A 15032-nucleotide genomic window follows, 5' to 3' on the forward strand; every position below is an offset into this window, starting at 1 on the left:
GCGCGACCGCACCAGACCGAGCCAGCCCGTGCCGGCCACTACCAGCGCCAAGCAGCCCAACAACGCAAAGATCACGATCTACAGCTGGAGTACTAATAGGGCCCGTTCACATTGTCGATCGAGCCGTACCGCGCGGCCGCGTACTTGCACGCCGCGGTGATGTTGGCGACCGGGTCGTACGAGTTCATCGAGGTGCCCGGCACGTGATAGGCGCGGAAGGTCGGATCGATGACCTGGAGCAGCCCCTTGGACGGGATACCGGCAGCGGCGTTGGAATCCCAGTTGTTGATCGCGTTCGGGTTGCCCGAGGATTCCCGCATGATATTGCGGTGAATTCCGTTGTAGGTGCCGGGAATCCCGTGCTTGGCCATCACGCTGAGGGACTCGCGGATCCAGCCGTCGAGATTGTTCGCGTAGGCGGTGGTCTTGGCCGGAGCGGCCGCCTTCGCCTTGGCGCCCAAGGACAGCTTGAGGCCCGGGCGGATCACCGACGGGTTGTCACCGACGCCGGCCCGGTTGGCCGCGTAGAGCTGTTCCCAACCACCGGTCAGGGAATGCGCCGCCGCGATCTTGGAAAGGGTGTCCCCGGCGACTACGGAGTACGTCGTCGGGGCGGCGGCCTTCTCCACCGCGCCGGCGGGGGTCGTGCTGATCAGCGGCAGGGCGAGGGCCACGCCGCCGGTGCCGGCGAGGGCCAGCTTGCGGGTGATCGGGCGGTGCTTCGGCCGGCGGTGCTTACCCTGTGCGGGCATGGCGGAATTCCTCACGTGGGGGGACGGGAGAGTCCTGGCGGCGGCCGGTTCGGGAAGCGGGCCACCTGGAACGAGGGTGACCGTAGGCGAGCTCGTCGGGCCGGAACAAGGGCCGAATTCCATAAAGAGATCGACTTCTTGGTATCAGCCCGAGGAATGACCTTGGTCGGATCCTCGGGGAAAGGCCAACTTTCTTTCCGGGAAAAGGGAATCCGCGTTCCGGAAGAAATGATGTTGGCGCGCCCGGCGTGACTCACATCACGAGCGCGCAGCGCAGTGCCCATTACGGGCAAGTCGGCTCTCCGTATGCATCTTTGGGGCGACTCGCGCGTTGGTGGCGAATCGCCCATCCAGGACGCTTTCCGGCGTCTCGATCGAGCCGGCCGCCCTTCGTTACCGCCGCGACCGCCCCTTTTGTCGTCGTCCGTCCCCTCCCGCCTTGTCAGCCGCCCGCCCGCCCGCCCGCGCGCAGCGCCCTGCTCCCGCCCGCACGGGAGCAGGGGGCGCTACGAGCCGCCCGGGAGTTCCGCGAGTCGCTTCAGCGCGTGTGCCACCGCCGCCTCCGATGCGGGCAGCAGGGGCAGCCGTACGTCCGGAGTCGGGATGCGCCCCTGGGCGTGCAGGACGGCCTTGACGACCGTCGGGTTGGGTTCGGCGAAGGCCGCCGCCGACATCCGCGCCAGCGCGTGCCCCAGCGGCCGTGCCCGCGGCACGTCGCCCGCCCGCCAGGCCGCGTCGAGCTCCACGAACCGGGCCGTCGCCAGGTGCGCGGACGCCAGGATCCCGCCCGCCGCGCCGAGAGCCAGCATCGGCGACAGGTACGCGTCGTCGCCGGCCAGCACCTCGAACCCGTGCGGAAGGTCACCGAGGAGCGCCACCGTGTCCTGGTCGACGCCGCCGCCCGCGTACTTGATGCCGGCCACCCCCCGGAGCGAACCCAGCGCCCGCAGCGCGGCGGCGTCCAGCGACTGCCCCGTCCGGTACGGGATGTGATAGACGATCAGCGGAAGCGGGCTCACCTGCGCCAGCCGCGTGAAGTGCGCCAGCACGCCCGCCGCCGAAGGCCGGACGAACGACGGTACGGTCACCAGCGCCGCCCGCGCCTCCGGCCATCGGGCCAGCCGTGCCAGCGCGGCCTCGGCGGCGCGCGTCCCGCTCGCCCCGGCGCCCACGGTCAGCGCCGCACCCCGTTCCCGGCAGACCCGGGCGCAGACGTCGGTGACCAGATCGCGCTCCGCCTCGTCGAGGGTCGCCACCTCGGCGGTGGTGCCGAGGGCGACGATCCCGGTGGCGCCCGCGTCGAGCACCTCGTGGGCGAGCGCCTCCAAGGCGTCGGCGGCGATGTCGCCCGCCCGGGTGAAGGGGGTGATGAGTGGTACGTGGATCCCGCGCAGGGGCAGGGGCCCGCCGGCGTGGCGTGGCGTGTCCCGTGCCCCGCGCGCTTCCGGTTCCTGGGGGGCGGTCCGTGCCGAAGGGCCTGTCGTGGGTCGTGCCGCGTTCGCGTCCTGTGCCATGCCGTCGAGCCTGGCCTGCCCCGAGCCGCGAATCCAGTTCGCATTTCTTACCCGACACGTAAGCTGAGCCGATGCTCGACGTACGACGCCTGCGCCTGCTGCGTGAACTCGCCCGCCGGGGCACCATCGCCGCCGTGGCCGAGGCCCTCGCCTTAAGCCCTTCGGCGGTGTCCCAGCAACTCGGCGTCCTCGAACGCGAAGCCGGTCTGCCCCTGCTGGAACGCACCGGCCGCCGGGTCCGGCTGACCCCGGCCGGCGAGAACCTGGTGCGGCACGCCGAGGCGGTCCTCGAACGGCTGGAACAGGCCGATGCCGACCTCGCCGAGGCGCGCGACGGCCTGGCCGGAGCGCTGCGGATCGGGGCCTTCCCCACCGCCACCCGGGCCATCGTCCCCGCCGCCCTGGTCGCCCTCGCCCGCCGCCACCCGGGCCTGGAGCCGATGGTGTCCGAGACCGACCCGGCGGCCGTCGCGCACGCCCTGCGCGCCGGGGACCTGGACGTGGCCCTGGTCCACGAGTACGACTTCGTGCCCTCGGCGCGGGAACCGGGACTCGCCACCGAACCGCTGTACGGGGAGGCCATGTACCTGGCCGCACCCGCGTCCGGCATCCCCGCCCGGCCCGCCGCCGACGCCCGGCCCGCCGTCCGCTCCCTCGCCTCGGCCCGGACCCCCGCCCCGCCGCCATCCGCCGACGGAACACCCGCCCGGTCCGCCGGCCCCGGCCTGCCCCTCGCCCCCGACCAGGGCGAGGTCCTCCGTACCCACGCGGGCGCGCCCTGGATCACGGCCACACCCGGCACCCTGTGCCACGCCATGACCGTACGGGCCTGCCAGGCCGCCGGATTCACGCCGCGCGTACGCCACCAGGTCGACGAGTTCGCCACCGTGCTCGCCCTGGTCGCGGCCGGCCTGGGGGTGGCCGTGGTGCCCCAGCTCGGCATCGTGGGGCCGGCCGACCCCGCCGTCGTCCTCACCCGCCTGCACATGCAGCGCCGCACCAACCTCGCCTTCCGCAGCGGTGCCTCCTCCCACCCCGCGGTGGCCGCCTTCGGAGCGGCACTTCGCGCCTGCGTACCACGGGATCTGGCCGGGCCGCGCGCCGCGACGTGACACAACTCCCGTACCGGGTGCCGCCCGTGTACGTTCGGTGATCCAGACTGATTCGATTCGGTTCGATTCGAATCGATTCCATGGGATCCGATCCGACCAGAGCGGGGTAGCAGTGACGCATCGCGTACGAGGGGTCATCGCCCGGAGCAAGGGCGCACCGGTGGAGACGACGACGATCCTCGTGCCCGACCCGGGACCCGGCGAGGCCCTCGTCCGGGTACAGGCCTGCGGCGTGTGCCACACCGACCTGCACTACCGGGAGGGCGGCATCAACGACGAGTTCCCCTTCCTGCTCGGCCACGAGGCGGCCGGGATCGTCGAATCGGTCGGCCCGGACGTCACCTCCGTAGCGCCCGGTGACTTCGTCGTCCTGAACTGGCGTGCGGTGTGCGGCAACTGCCGCGCCTGCAAGCGCGGTCGGCCCTGGTACTGCTTCGCCACGCACAACGCCACACAGCCCATGACCTTGGAGGACGGCACGCCGCTCTCCCCGGCGCTCGGTATCGGTGCCTTCGCCGAGAAGACGCTGGTCGCGGCCGGACAGTGCACCAAGGTGGATCCGGCCGCCGCCCCGGCCGCGGCGGGACTGCTCGGCTGCGGTGTGATGGCCGGCCTCGGAGCCGCCCTGAACACCGGCAGCGTCGGGCGGGGGGACTCCGTCGCGGTCATCGGCTGCGGGGGAGTGGGCAACGCGGCCGTGGCGGGCGCCCGGCTGGCCGGCGCCTCCCGGATCATCGCGGTGGACCTGGACGACCGGAAGCTGGAGTGGGCGCGCGGCCTCGGCGCCACCCACACCGTCAACGGCCGCACCCAGGACGTGGTCGAGGCCGTCCGGGGACTGACCGGTGGGAACGGCGCGGACGTGGTCATCGAGGCGGTGGGACGGCCCGAGACCTACCGGCAGGCGTTCTACGCCCGCGACCTCGCCGGGACCGTGGTCCTCGTCGGGGTGCCGACCCCGGAGATGAAGCTCGAACTGCCCCTCCTCGACGTCTTCGGCCGGGGCGGCGCGCTGAAGTCCTCCTGGTACGGGGACTGCCTGCCCGAGCGGGACTTCCCGCTGCTCATCGACCTCTACCTGCAGGGCCGGCTGGACCTGGACGCCTTCGTCTCCGAGACCATCCCGCTGGACGGGGTCGAGGACGCCTTCGCGCGGATGGAACGCGGCGAGGTGCTCCGCTCGGTGGTCGCGTTCTGATCCCGCAGACCGGGAGCGGGCGACCGCCCGGCAAGATCGGTGCGCACCCGCACCCCGGCCTCACCCGCACCACCGCCTCACCCGCACCCCGGCCTCACCCAAACCACTGCCTCACCCTTGCCCCGTCCGTGGCCCCGTCCGTGATCCGGCCGGGGCCGCGGAGCCCGCTCACCTAGCACCCCAAGGGACGTCCGTGACCACCGCCCACAGCTACCGCCAGCCCGGTACGGTCCTCACCGACCACCACTTCACCGTGCCGCTCGACCACACCCGCCCCGACGGGGAGCAAATCGAGCTGTACGCGCGCGAGGTCGTCGGCGCCGGCAAGGACCCGGCGACGCTCCCCTGGCTGCTCTACCTCGAAGGCGGCCCGGGCTTCGGCGCCCGGCGGTTCATCGGCCGGCAGGCGTGGCTGGACCGGGCCCTGACCGAGTACCGCGTGCTCCTGCTCGACCAGCGCGGAACCGGGCGCTCCACGCCGGTGAACCGGCAGACCCTGCCCCTGCGCGGCACCCCCGCCCAGCAGGCCGACTACCTCGCGCACTTCCGTACCGACTCCATCGTGCGCGACGCCGAGGCCGTCCGCCCCCTCCTGACCGGCGGGGCGCCCTGGACCGTGCTCGGCCAGAGCTTCGGCGGCTTCTGCGCCACCCACTACCTCTCCACCGCCCCCGAGGGCCTCACGGCGGCCCTGATCACCGGCGGACTCCCGTCCCTGACGGCCACCGCCGAGGAGGTGTACGAGGCCGCGTACGTCCGCATGGAGCGCAAGAACCGCGCCCACTACGACCGCTACCCGATGGACGTCGACCGGGCCCGCCGGATCGCGGCACACCTCACGCACCACCCGGCCGAACTCCCCGGCGGCCACCGCCTGACCGCGGACGCCTTCCAGTCCCTGGGCATCCTGCTCGGCACCGGCGACGGCAGCCACCAACTGCACTACCTGTTGGAGGACGCCTTCGTCCCGACCCCTTCCGGCCCGGAGCTCTCCGACGCCTTCCTGGAGGCGGCCCGCGGACTGCTCTCCTTCGCCGGCCACCCGCTCTACGCGCTGATCCACGAGTCGATCTACGCCCAGGACCCGGCGGTCCCCACCGCCTGGGCCGCCGACCGGGTGCGCGCCGGTCACTCCCGCTTCGACGCCGCGAAGACCCTGGCGGGCGACGAGCCGCTCCTGTTCACCGGCGAGACCGTGCACCCCTGGCACTTCGGCGTCGATCCCGCCCTCGCCCCGCTGCGCGAGACCGCCGAACTGCTGGCGGCCCGTACCGGCTGGGGCCCCCTGTACGACCCGGCGCGGCTCGCCGCCAACGAGGTGCCGGTGGCGGCGGCCGTCTACCACGACGACCTCTACGTGGACACCGAGCACTCCCTGCGCACCGCCCGCGCCATCCGGGGGCTGCGGACCTGGGTGACGGACGAGTTCGAGCACGACGGCGTCCGGGCGGGCGGCTCCCGGGTCCTGGACCGGCTGCTGGCCCTCGTACGGGACGAGGCCTGACCCCACCCCACCGCCCGGCGCGGCCGCGGACCGGCAGCGCCACCCTGCCCGTGACGGCCCGTTGGCCTATGGTTGCGAGACATGACCGAAGAAGTGGATCAGTCCGCGCCCTTGGCTCCCATGCCCACCGACTGGCAGCGCGCCCTCGCCGTCGTCGCCCACCCCGACGACCTGGAGTACGGCTGCGCGGCCGCCATCGCGGACTGGACGGACGGCGGCCGGGAGGTCGTCTACCTCCTCGCCACACGCGGTGAGGCGGGCATCGACACCATCGCCCCCGAGGACTGCGCCCCGCTGCGGGAGGCCGAGCAGCGCGCGAGCGCGGCCGTGGTGGGGGTGTCGCAGGTGGAGTTCCTCGACCACCGCGACGGGATCGTCGAGTACGGACTCGATCTGCGCCGGGACATCGCCGCGGCCATCCGTCGGTACCGCCCCGAGCTGGTGGTCACCCTCAACCACCGCGACACGTGGGGCGGGGCCGGTGGCGGCGGCTTCTGGAACACCCCGGACCACAAGGCCGTCGGCCGGGCCACCCTGGACGCGGCGGCCGACGCGGGCAACCGATGGATCTTCCCCGAACTCCTCATGGAGCAGGGCCTGGAGCCCTGGGACGGCGTCCGCTGGGTCGCCGTGGCGGGCTCCGACACGCCCACGCACGCGACCGACGCCGGCCCGGGGATGGAGCGCTCCGTCGCGTCCCTCCTGGAGCACAAGGCGTACGTCGAGGTGCTGACGGACGAGGACCCCGAGGAGTACGTCCGCACCTTCCTCACCGGCAACGCGCGGCGGGCCGCGGCCCGGTTCGGCGGCCGTCCGGCGGTGGCGTTCGAGGTCTTCCCCCGCTGACCGGGCACCCTTAGGCTGACGGCTCGTCAGATCGCGGGAAGGGGCGGGCCGGATGATCGACACCGTGTCCACGGACATCGCGGAGGGTGAGGAGCGCATCCGGCTCGACGTCGCCGACGGGATCGCCGCCCTGACCCTCTGCCGCCCGGACCGGCTCAACGGCTGGAGCTGGGAGTCCACCCGCCAGCTGGGCCTGCTCGCGGACCGGATCCGCTTCGACCCGTCGGTGCGGGCGGTCCTGCTGCGCGCCGAGGGGCGCGCGTTCTGCGCGGGCATCGACGTCACGGCGCCGGGCGGTGCCATCACCGGCGGGTCGCCCGCCGAGCGCACCCGCAACTACTACGAGGGCATCCGCTGGGTCCACGAGCGGTTCGCGGTCCTCGCCCGGCTCCCGCAGCCGGTGGTCGCCGCCGTCCAGGGCTACTGCCTGGGCTTCGGATTCGAGCTGGCCCTGATGGCAGACGTCCGGGTGGCGGCCCAGGACGCCGTCTTCGCCCTGCCCGAGGCCCGGCTGGGCGTGGCGGTGGACGCCGGCGGGGACCTCCGGATCGCCCGCGAGGCGGGCGCGGGCTGGGCCAAGTACCTCGCCCTCACGGGCCGCCGCATCGACGCCCCGACGGCGGAGCGGCTGAACCTGGTCCAACTGGTCGTGCCGGGAGCCGAGCTGGAGTCCACCGCGCGGTCCCTGGCGGCGGAGATCGCCGCGAACGCCCCGCTGGCGGTCCAGGGCATCAAGCGGGCGGTCGACGCCTACGCCGACGCCGCCCTGCCCGCCGCGCTGGACCGCGTGGCGATGACCGCGGCCCTGACCCTCACCTCCGAGGACGCTCGGGAGGGCTACGGCGCCAAGGCGGCCCGCCGCCCGCCGCACTTCACCGGAGGCTGACCCGGGGCGCTCGGGACGCGAGGGACGCCCGGGTCCCGAAGCCGGGCGCGGCCGGGCGGCGCCGGGACGTGCCCCTGGAGTCAGCCGCCGAACGGCGCACGCCCCAACTGCTCCCGCACCGGCACGACCTCGGGGTTGACCACAGACCGGCGCTGCCAGTTCGCGCCGTCGACCACCAGGGTGTGGCCGGTGACGAACCGGGCGTAGGGCGAGGCCAGGAAGGTGGCGGCCCAGCCGAGCTCGCGCGGCGCCCCGACCCGCAGGGCGGGTTGCCGCAGGTCCTGAGGATCGGAACGGGGAGAGTCCCCGCCTCCGGAGCCCTCACCGCGCGAGGCGCGCTCCAGACCGTCCCTGATGTCCTCGGCCATGTCGGCGTGCGGGAACAGCCCGGGTACGAGTCCGTTGATCTGGATCCCGTACGGGCCCCACTCCACGGCCAGCGTCTCCACCAAGTTCTTCACACCGGCCTTGGCGGCCGAGCTGTGGGCGAAGCCCGGCCCGCCGGTCCAGGCGTACGAGGCGCCGATGTTCACGATCGACCCGGCAGTGCCCGCGGCGAGATGGCGGCGGCCGAACTCCCGGGTCATGAACCAGGTGCCCGTCAGGGTGATGTCCACCACCGCCCGCCAGGCGTTCGGCGACAGATCCTCGGCGGGGCAGGGGAAGTTGGCCGCCGCGTTGTTGACCAGCACGTCCGGCAGGCCGAGCGCGGCCTGTGCGGCGTCGAAGACGTCCGCGACCCGCTCGGGGTCCCGGATGTCGCAGACGGCGGCCCGCACCCGGCCCGCGCCGGGGACGGCGGCCAGTTCCTCCCGGGCGGTCTGGAGCTGCCCGGCGCGCCGGCTCGCGATCACCAGATCGGCGCCGAGCCGGGCGAACTCGGCGGCGATGGCCTTGCCCAACCCGGTGCCGCCGCCGGTCACGAGGACCACCTGCCCCGCGTACGTACCGGGGGGCAGGGCGGCGGCGCCGAGCGGGGGAGGCGCGGGCAGACCGCGCCGGATGTCGTCCGTCATGCGGGCATCGATAGCGCGCGGACGCGCAGATCACCATGCCCGCGACAGGATCAACCCTGCGGCACGTACGCCTGCTGGGCCGCGCAGGTCCAGATCAGGGCCTTGGACTCGCCGGTCTGCCAGTTCAGGTACCAGCCGCCGACGCGGTCGTCGTCCGAGACCGCGGTGGCCTCGCTGCGCCAGTCCGGGCCGCCGCCGTTCGGGAGGGGCAGGGCCAGCATCGGACCCCGGCCCGGCCAGTACGCGGCGTGGATGTAGTTGGCGTAGCCCTCTACGTAGTTCATGGCCGTGCCGACCGACACGTTCGTGGTCGGGCTGACGGAGTCGAGCGTCGCGTTCGCGTAGCCGGCGACGGGGGCGACGGCGGTGGGCAGGGCGTCATAGGGGCGCTTCCAGGCGGCCGGGGTCCGGCGCTGGACGTCGCGGTAGCTCTCCTGCTCGTACCCCACGACCCGCCCCTTGTCGTCGATGTCCGTCGCGTGGCTGCCGACGGTGCGGTCGTCCTCGGTCCAGATGGGGAGGCTGTACGTCGGATAGCCGCCGGCGGGCCAGACGACCGGGAAGCTCTTGACCACGATCAGGTCGTTCGGCTCGTCCCAGTACTCGGTCCGGGCGGTGCCGACGATGTCGCCCCGCTTGTTGATCGCCCGCACCGAGCTGATCGTGGTGCTCGGGTGGGCGTCCTGCGGCAGCGGGAGCTCGCGCAGCACCTTGCCGTCCAGCCATTCCTTCGCCACACCGGCCTCGACGCCCACCACGTGGCCCGCGTCATTGACGTCAGCGGCCGCGGTGGACGCGGAAGCGGTGCCGCTGATCAGCTGGACCGACGCGGCCCCCGGCCGGTAGGTGAACGCCGCACGGGCGGAGCCCGGGCCGCCGCTCACGAGGGTGCCGACCATCAGGCCCTTGCCGTTCACCGCCCGGACCGCGCCGGACTGGAAGCCCGCCGGCACCGGGACGGCGTGCACGGTACGGTCGGCGGTCCAGTAGACGGGCAGTCCGCCGCTGGCGCCGACCGCCAGCCCGTTCGGTCCGAAGCCGGTCACCTCGCTGCTGCCGTCCGCCGTCAGGGACGGCAGGGCGACGATCTCCGGGGTGCACGCGCTCTCGGCCGCCGCGGCGGGGCCGGCGGCGGTGACGAGGCCCGCGAGGACGGCCGCGGCGGCGGCGGTGCACGTGGAGCGTCTGATGCGGTTGCTGTTCATCGGGCAAGTCCCCCTGTGTGTCATGTGCTTGCGGCACGGCACGCGCGCCCGTGCCGTTGGCGGACGGGCGCTCGCACCATGATCAGTCTGGTGCCGGAGTGACGGAATGTCACGCGCGGCGGACGGATCGGCACGCTCGGTGCCCGGGCCGGCCCCGCCGGCGCGCGATGCCGGGGGCGGGCTCGTCGGGGGCGGCTGCCGCCGGGCTCCCCGGGCTCTCGCCGGTCTTCCCGGGCTGTCGCCGGTCTTCCCGGGCTCGCGCCGGGCTGCCGCCGGCCTTCCCGGGCTCCCAACCCGAGCCTCCCTGAGCCTCTCCCGCGCCCTCCCGAGGCCCCCGGGGCCTCTCGCCGGGACTTCGGGCGCGGTCTTGCCGGCCTGTCGTCGGGCCTCGCCGGGCCTCGCCCGCGGGTCCACCGGGCCTCCCGCGGGGCCCGCGCCGGGCCTTCCGGCGCGGGTATCCGCCGACTCTTGCGGACCGACTGGTTCCCACAGCGTCAAGCGACCGCTTAGTATGCCCGCAGAGTGTGGTTCCTCGACGGCGGCTGGAGGCCCCGGATGCAGGCATGGCGCGTACATACCCCCGGCGAACCCCGAGAGGCCATGCGCCTCGAAGAGGTTCCCGAGCCGGTGCCCGGCGAGGGCGAGGTGAAGCTCCGGGTGCTCGCAGCCAACGTCAACTTCCCCGACGCGCTGCTCGTCCGGGGCCAGTACCAGATCCGGCCGCCGCTGCCCTTCACCCCCGGGGTCGAGATCTGCGGCGAGACCGAGGACGGCCGCCGCGTCATCGCCACCCCGAGCCTTCCGCACGGCGGCTTCGCGGAGTACGTCACCGCCTCCGCGCGCGCCCTGCTCCCGGCCCCCGACACCCTCGACGACGCCGAGGCCGCCGCCCTCCACATCGGCTACCAGACCGGCTGGTTCGGCCTGCACCGCAGGGCCCGGCTCCGGTCCGGCGAAACCCTCCTCGTGCACGCCGCCGCCGGCGGGGTGGGCAGCGCCGCCGTCCAGCTCGGCAAGGCCGCCGGCGCCACCGTCATCGGGGTCGTCGGCGGAAAGGCCAAGGCGCGCACCGCCGAGGAGCTCGGCTGCGACCTGGTGATCGACCGCGCGACGGAGGGAACCGCCGGGATCGCGGCCCGCGTCAAGGAGTTCACCGGCGGCCACGGCGCCGACGTCGTCTACGACCCGGTCGGCGGCGACGCCTACGCCGCCTCCGCCAAATGCGTGGCCTTCGAGGGCAGGATCGTCGTCGTCGGCTTCGCCGGCGGCACCGTCCCCACCCCCGCCCTCAACCACGCCCTGGTGAAGAACTACGCCATCCTCGGCCTCCACTGGGGGCTCTACGCCACCAAGGACCCCGCCGCCGTCCTCGCCTGCCACACAGAACTCACCCGGCTCGCCGCGGAGGGCGCCATCAAACCCCTCGTCAGCGAACGCGTCCCGCTCACCGGCGCCGCCGACGCCGTGCAGCGCCTCGCCGACGGCGCCACCACCGGCCGGCTGGTCGTCGTACCCGCCCGGGACGGGGGCACCCGATGACCGCCGCCCCGACCGCCGGGGAACTCGGCGCCCGGGTGCGCGAGCTGCTCGCCGCGCACCCGCCCGCGCGGACGCCCCGGACCGAATTCCTGCGCGCCCGCTTCGACGCCGGACTGGCCTGGGTCCACTACCCCGAGGGCCTCGGCGGCCTCGGCGCGCCCCGCACCTTCCAGGCCGCCGTCGACGCCGAGCTGGAGGCCGCCGGAGCCCCCGACAACGACCCCCGCCGGATCGGCATCGGCCTCGGCATGGCCGCGCCGACCGTCCTCGCGTACGGCACCGAGGAGCAGAAGCGCCGCTTCCTGCGCCCCCTGTGGACCGGGGAGGAGGTGTGGTGCCAGCTGTTCAGCGAGCCCGGCGCCGGATCCGACCTGGCCGCGCTCGGTACCCGCGCCGTCCTGGACGAGGCCACCGGCGAATGGGTGGTCGACGGCCAGAAGGTGTGGACCTCCAGCGCCCACAGCGCCCGCTGGGCCATCCTGATCGCCCGTACCGACCCCGATCTGCCCAAGCACCAAGGCATCACCTACTTCCTCTGCGACATGCACGCCCCCGGCGTCGAGGTCCGGCCGCTGCGCCAGATCACCGGCGAGGCCGAGTTCAACGAGGTGTTCCTCACCGGCGTCCGCATCCCCGACGCGCACCGCCTCGGCGCCGTGGGCCAGGGCTGGGCGGTCGCCCGCACCACCTTGATGAACGAGCGCGTCTCCATCGGCGGCATGCGCATCCCGCGCGAGGGCGGCATGATCGCGAGCGTCGCCGCCGCCTGGCGCGAGCGCCCCGCGCTGCGCACCCACGCCCTCCACCAGCGGCTGCTCGAACTGTGGGTGGAGGCCGAGGTCGCGCGCCTGACCGGCGAGCGGCTGCGCCAGCAGCTCGTCGCCGGACAGCCCGGCCCCGAGGGCTCGGGGATGAAGCTCACCTTCGCCCGCCTCAACCAGGAGATCAGCGGACTGGAGGTCGAACTCCTCGGCGAGGAGGGCCTGCTGTACGAGGACTGGACGATGCGCCGCCCCGAACTGGTCGACTTCACCGGCCGCGACGCCGGCTACCGCTACCTGCGGGCCAAGGGCAACAGCATCGAGGGCGGCACCAGCGAAATCCTCCTCAACATCGTCGCCGAACGCGTGCTGGGCCTGCCCTCCGAGCCGCGCGACGACAAGGACCTGGCCTGGAAGGACCTCGCGCGATGAACCACGCCACCCCCGCCACCGACGCGGCCGCCGCCGCCCCGAGTGCGCCCCTGGACCTGCTCTACTCCGAGACCGAGGAGGAACTGCGCTCCGCCGTACGGGACCTGCTCGGGGACCGGTGCGCCCCCGCGGGCGTCCTGGCCCGCGCGGAGAGCGGACGGCCGCACGACCCCGCCCTGTGGGACACCCTCGCGACCGCGATCGGCGCCGCCGGACTCCTCGTACCGGAGAAGCTGGGCGGCCAGGGCGCGAGCCACCGGGAGGCCGCCGTGGTCCTGGAGGAGCTGGGCCGGGCCGTGGCGCCCGTCCCGTACCTGACGAGCGCGGTGCTCGCCACGGAGATCCTGCTCGGCTGCGACCCGGACGAAGTGGCGCCGCTGCTGCGGGAGGTGGCCTCCGGCCGGCAGGTCTGCGTCCCCGCCGTACCCCTGACCCTGGCCCCCGGCGCGCCGCTGCCGGCAGCGCTCCGGGACACCGGCGGCGGCGTGCTCAGTGGCACCGTCACCTCCGTCGCGGACGCGGCGGCCGCCGACGTGCTGCTCGTGCTCGCCGACACCGGGCTGTACGCCGTCCCGGCCGGCTCGGCGCGGCTCACCGCGCGGGTGCCGCTGGACCTGACCCGTCCGCTCGCCGACGTCACCCTCGACGGCGCCGCCGGCACCCGGCTGGCCGACCCCGGGACCGCCCGCGCGGCGGTGGCCGGCGCCCTGCTGTCCGGGGCGGGGCTGCTCGCGTCGGAGCAGGTGGGGATCGCCGAATGGTGCCTGACGGAGACGGTCGGGTACGTACGCGGCCGCCACCAGTTCAACCGGCCCGTCGGCTCCTTCCAGGCCCTCAAGCACCGGCTCGCCCGGCTCTGGCTGGACGTGGCCTCCGCCCGCGCGGTGGCGCGCGCCGCCGCGGACGCCCTGGCCACCGGAGCCGCGGACGCGCCCCTCACGGTGGCCGTCGCCCAGGCCTACTGCTCGGGCGTGGCCGTCCGGGCCGCCGAGGAGTGCGTCCAGTTGCACGGCGGCATCGGCATGACCTGGGAACATCCGGCCCACCTCTACCTCAAGCGCGCCAAGGCCGACTCCCTCGCCCTGGGCACGGCGGGCCACCACCGCGGCCTGGTCGCCGAGTTCGCGGAACTCCCGACACCCTGACCCGCGTCCGGCGGCACCGGACCGCCGCACCGCCCCACCCCACTCCGCCGCTCCGCCCGCTCGGTTCCGCCCGCCCGTTCCAGGGCGCCGGGAACGGGCGGGCGCCCGCGCGCCCGCGTCCCGATGCCCTCGCCGCCACCCGGCGGGCCGTTTCGTATCCTCGGCCGATGACCGCCACCATCACCCCGCTCCCGGCCCCCGAGCTGCGTTCCCACCGGGACGAGCTCGCCGCGCTGCTCCTCGACACCGTCCGCGCCGGCTCCTCCCTCGGCTTCCTCGCCGACCTCGACCACGCCGGGGCGGCCGCCTGGTGGGACTCGCTGCTGCCCGCCGTCGAGGAGGGCTCCCTCGCGCTGTGGGTGTCCCGGGGCGACGACGGCCGCATCGACGGCACCGTCAGCTGGTACCGGGAGTCCAAGCCGAACGGCCGGCACCGCGCCGAGTTGCGCAAGCTCATGGTCCACCCCCGGGCCCGGGGCCGCGGCACCGCCCGCGCCCTGCTCACCGAAGCCGAGGCGGCCGCCGCCCGGGCCGGTGTGGTGCTGCTCTTCCTGGACACCGAGACCGGCAGCGGCGCCGAGCACGTCTACCGCTCCGCCGGCTGGACGGAGGCCGGCACCATCCCGGACTACGCGGCCGACCCGGCCGGGCGCCTGCACCCCACCACCCTCTTCTACAAGCACCCTCAAGGGTGACCTCGCCCGCCACGCCGCGTTAGACCCGTAGGCACCGGCCACCGAGCGAGGGAGACCGTATGTCCGCAGTACCCGCCGCACCACTGACCCGCCGAGCGGTGATCCGTACCGCCTTCACCGCGGCCGTGCTCGCCGGCACGGCCGCGGCGCTGGCGCCCGTACTCCGGGCCCGGCGGCCCCGCCAGACGTTGACGCCGGCCCCGTTCGCCGAGGAGACGTACCGGGGCCGGCACATCGCGGTCGACCGTGCCGGGGTCCGCATCGACGGCCGGTCGCTGCACGTGATGCGCCGGGCCGACGGCAGCTACCTCAGCGGGATCAACCACTTCGAGTCCTTCGGCACCCCGCTGGAACTGGCCCGCGCCGCCGTCGACGAACTGGGCACGGCCCAGCTCGCCATGGCGTCCACCCCGCACCACGGCTGACG

General features: G+C 74.4%; 14 protein-coding genes. 10 read left to right on the forward strand and 4 right to left on the reverse strand.

The features are described 5' to 3' along the window. Positions 1–92: 92 nt before the first annotated feature. Together ACWFQ8_RS19900 and ACWFQ8_RS19905 are read right to left on the reverse strand one after the other, a co-directional pair. Complete coding sequence (locus tag ACWFQ8_RS19900) at positions 93–752, reverse strand: LysM peptidoglycan-binding domain-containing protein (protein WP_453787560.1); 660 nt, start codon at positions 750–752, stop codon at positions 93–95. A 506-nt stretch (positions 753–1258) separates the two neighbouring features. After that, positions 1259–2266, reverse strand: a complete 1008-nt coding sequence (locus tag ACWFQ8_RS19905; RefSeq protein WP_453787561.1) for a dihydrodipicolinate synthase family protein — start codon at positions 2264–2266, stop codon at positions 1259–1261. A 71-nt stretch (positions 2267–2337) separates the two neighbouring features. On the opposite strand from ACWFQ8_RS19905, the gene ACWFQ8_RS19910 reads away from it, so the two are divergent. The 5 genes from ACWFQ8_RS19910 (at position 2338) to ACWFQ8_RS19930 (ending at position 7812) form a co-directional block, all read left to right on the forward strand. Then, positions 2338–3378, forward strand: a complete 1041-nt coding sequence (locus ACWFQ8_RS19910) for a LysR substrate-binding domain-containing protein (protein ID WP_453787562.1) — start codon at positions 2338–2340, stop codon at positions 3376–3378. Between the two features lie 112 nt (positions 3379–3490). After that, the gene (locus tag ACWFQ8_RS19915) at positions 3491–4576 is read left to right on the forward strand and encodes an S-(hydroxymethyl)mycothiol dehydrogenase (protein ID WP_453787563.1); all 1086 of its coding nucleotides are present in this window, start codon (positions 3491–3493) and stop codon (positions 4574–4576) included. Between the two features lie 193 nt (positions 4577–4769). Next, positions 4770–6080 (forward strand): alpha/beta fold hydrolase, encoded by a 1311-nt coding sequence (locus ACWFQ8_RS19920; protein ID WP_453787564.1) that lies wholly within the window; start codon positions 4770–4772, stop codon positions 6078–6080. An 81-nt stretch (positions 6081–6161) separates the two neighbouring features. Further along, a complete protein-coding gene (locus tag ACWFQ8_RS19925; protein ID WP_453787565.1) occupies positions 6162–6926 on the forward strand; it encodes a PIG-L deacetylase family protein in 765 nt (254 codons plus the stop codon). 52 nt (positions 6927–6978) lie between these two features. Beyond that, positions 6979–7812, forward strand: coding sequence for an enoyl-CoA hydratase/isomerase family protein (locus ACWFQ8_RS19930; RefSeq protein ID WP_453787566.1), 834 nt, complete (start codon positions 6979–6981; stop codon positions 7810–7812). A gap of 80 nt (positions 7813–7892) precedes the next feature. Here ACWFQ8_RS19930 and ACWFQ8_RS19935 read toward each other — a convergent pair whose 3' ends face one another. Then, positions 7893–8828: an SDR family oxidoreductase gene (locus tag ACWFQ8_RS19935; protein ID WP_453787567.1), complete on the reverse strand. Its 936-nt coding sequence runs from the start codon at positions 8826–8828 to the stop codon at positions 7893–7895. A 50-nt stretch (positions 8829–8878) separates the two neighbouring features. Then, complete coding sequence (locus ACWFQ8_RS19940) at positions 8879–10033, reverse strand: hypothetical protein (protein ID WP_453787568.1); 1155 nt, start codon at positions 10031–10033, stop codon at positions 8879–8881. A 555-nt stretch (positions 10034–10588) separates the two neighbouring features. Here ACWFQ8_RS19940 and ACWFQ8_RS19945 point away from each other — a divergent pair. The 5 genes from ACWFQ8_RS19945 to ACWFQ8_RS19965 all read left to right on the forward strand — a co-directional run bounded on the left by ACWFQ8_RS19945 (position 10589) and on the right by ACWFQ8_RS19965 (position 15030). Beyond that, complete coding sequence (locus ACWFQ8_RS19945) at positions 10589–11572, forward strand: NADPH:quinone oxidoreductase family protein (RefSeq protein WP_453787569.1); 984 nt, start codon at positions 10589–10591, stop codon at positions 11570–11572. Further along, positions 11569–12765: an acyl-CoA dehydrogenase family protein gene (locus tag ACWFQ8_RS19950; protein ID WP_453787570.1), complete on the forward strand. Its 1197-nt coding sequence runs from the start codon at positions 11569–11571 to the stop codon at positions 12763–12765. The genes ACWFQ8_RS19945 and ACWFQ8_RS19950 overlap by 4 nt, the downstream gene beginning before the upstream one ends. Next, positions 12762–13910 carry an acyl-CoA dehydrogenase family protein gene (locus tag ACWFQ8_RS19955; protein ID WP_453787571.1) on the forward strand — a complete coding sequence of 383 codons (1149 nt, stop codon included), beginning with the start codon at positions 12762–12764 and terminating at the stop codon, positions 13908–13910. The genes ACWFQ8_RS19950 and ACWFQ8_RS19955 overlap by 4 nt, the downstream gene beginning before the upstream one ends. Positions 13911–14077: 167 nt before the next feature. Next, positions 14078–14605 (forward strand): GNAT family N-acetyltransferase, encoded by a 528-nt coding sequence (locus ACWFQ8_RS19960; RefSeq protein ID WP_453787572.1) that lies wholly within the window; start codon positions 14078–14080, stop codon positions 14603–14605. A 59-nt stretch (positions 14606–14664) separates the two neighbouring features. Continuing rightward, on the forward strand, positions 14665–15030 hold the full coding sequence (locus ACWFQ8_RS19965; protein ID WP_453787573.1) for a tyrosinase family oxidase copper chaperone: 366 nt from the start codon (positions 14665–14667) through the stop codon (positions 15028–15030). The last annotated feature ends 2 nt before the right edge of the window (positions 15031–15032 follow it).

Source organism: Streptomyces sp. NPDC055254, from assembly GCF_053606025.1.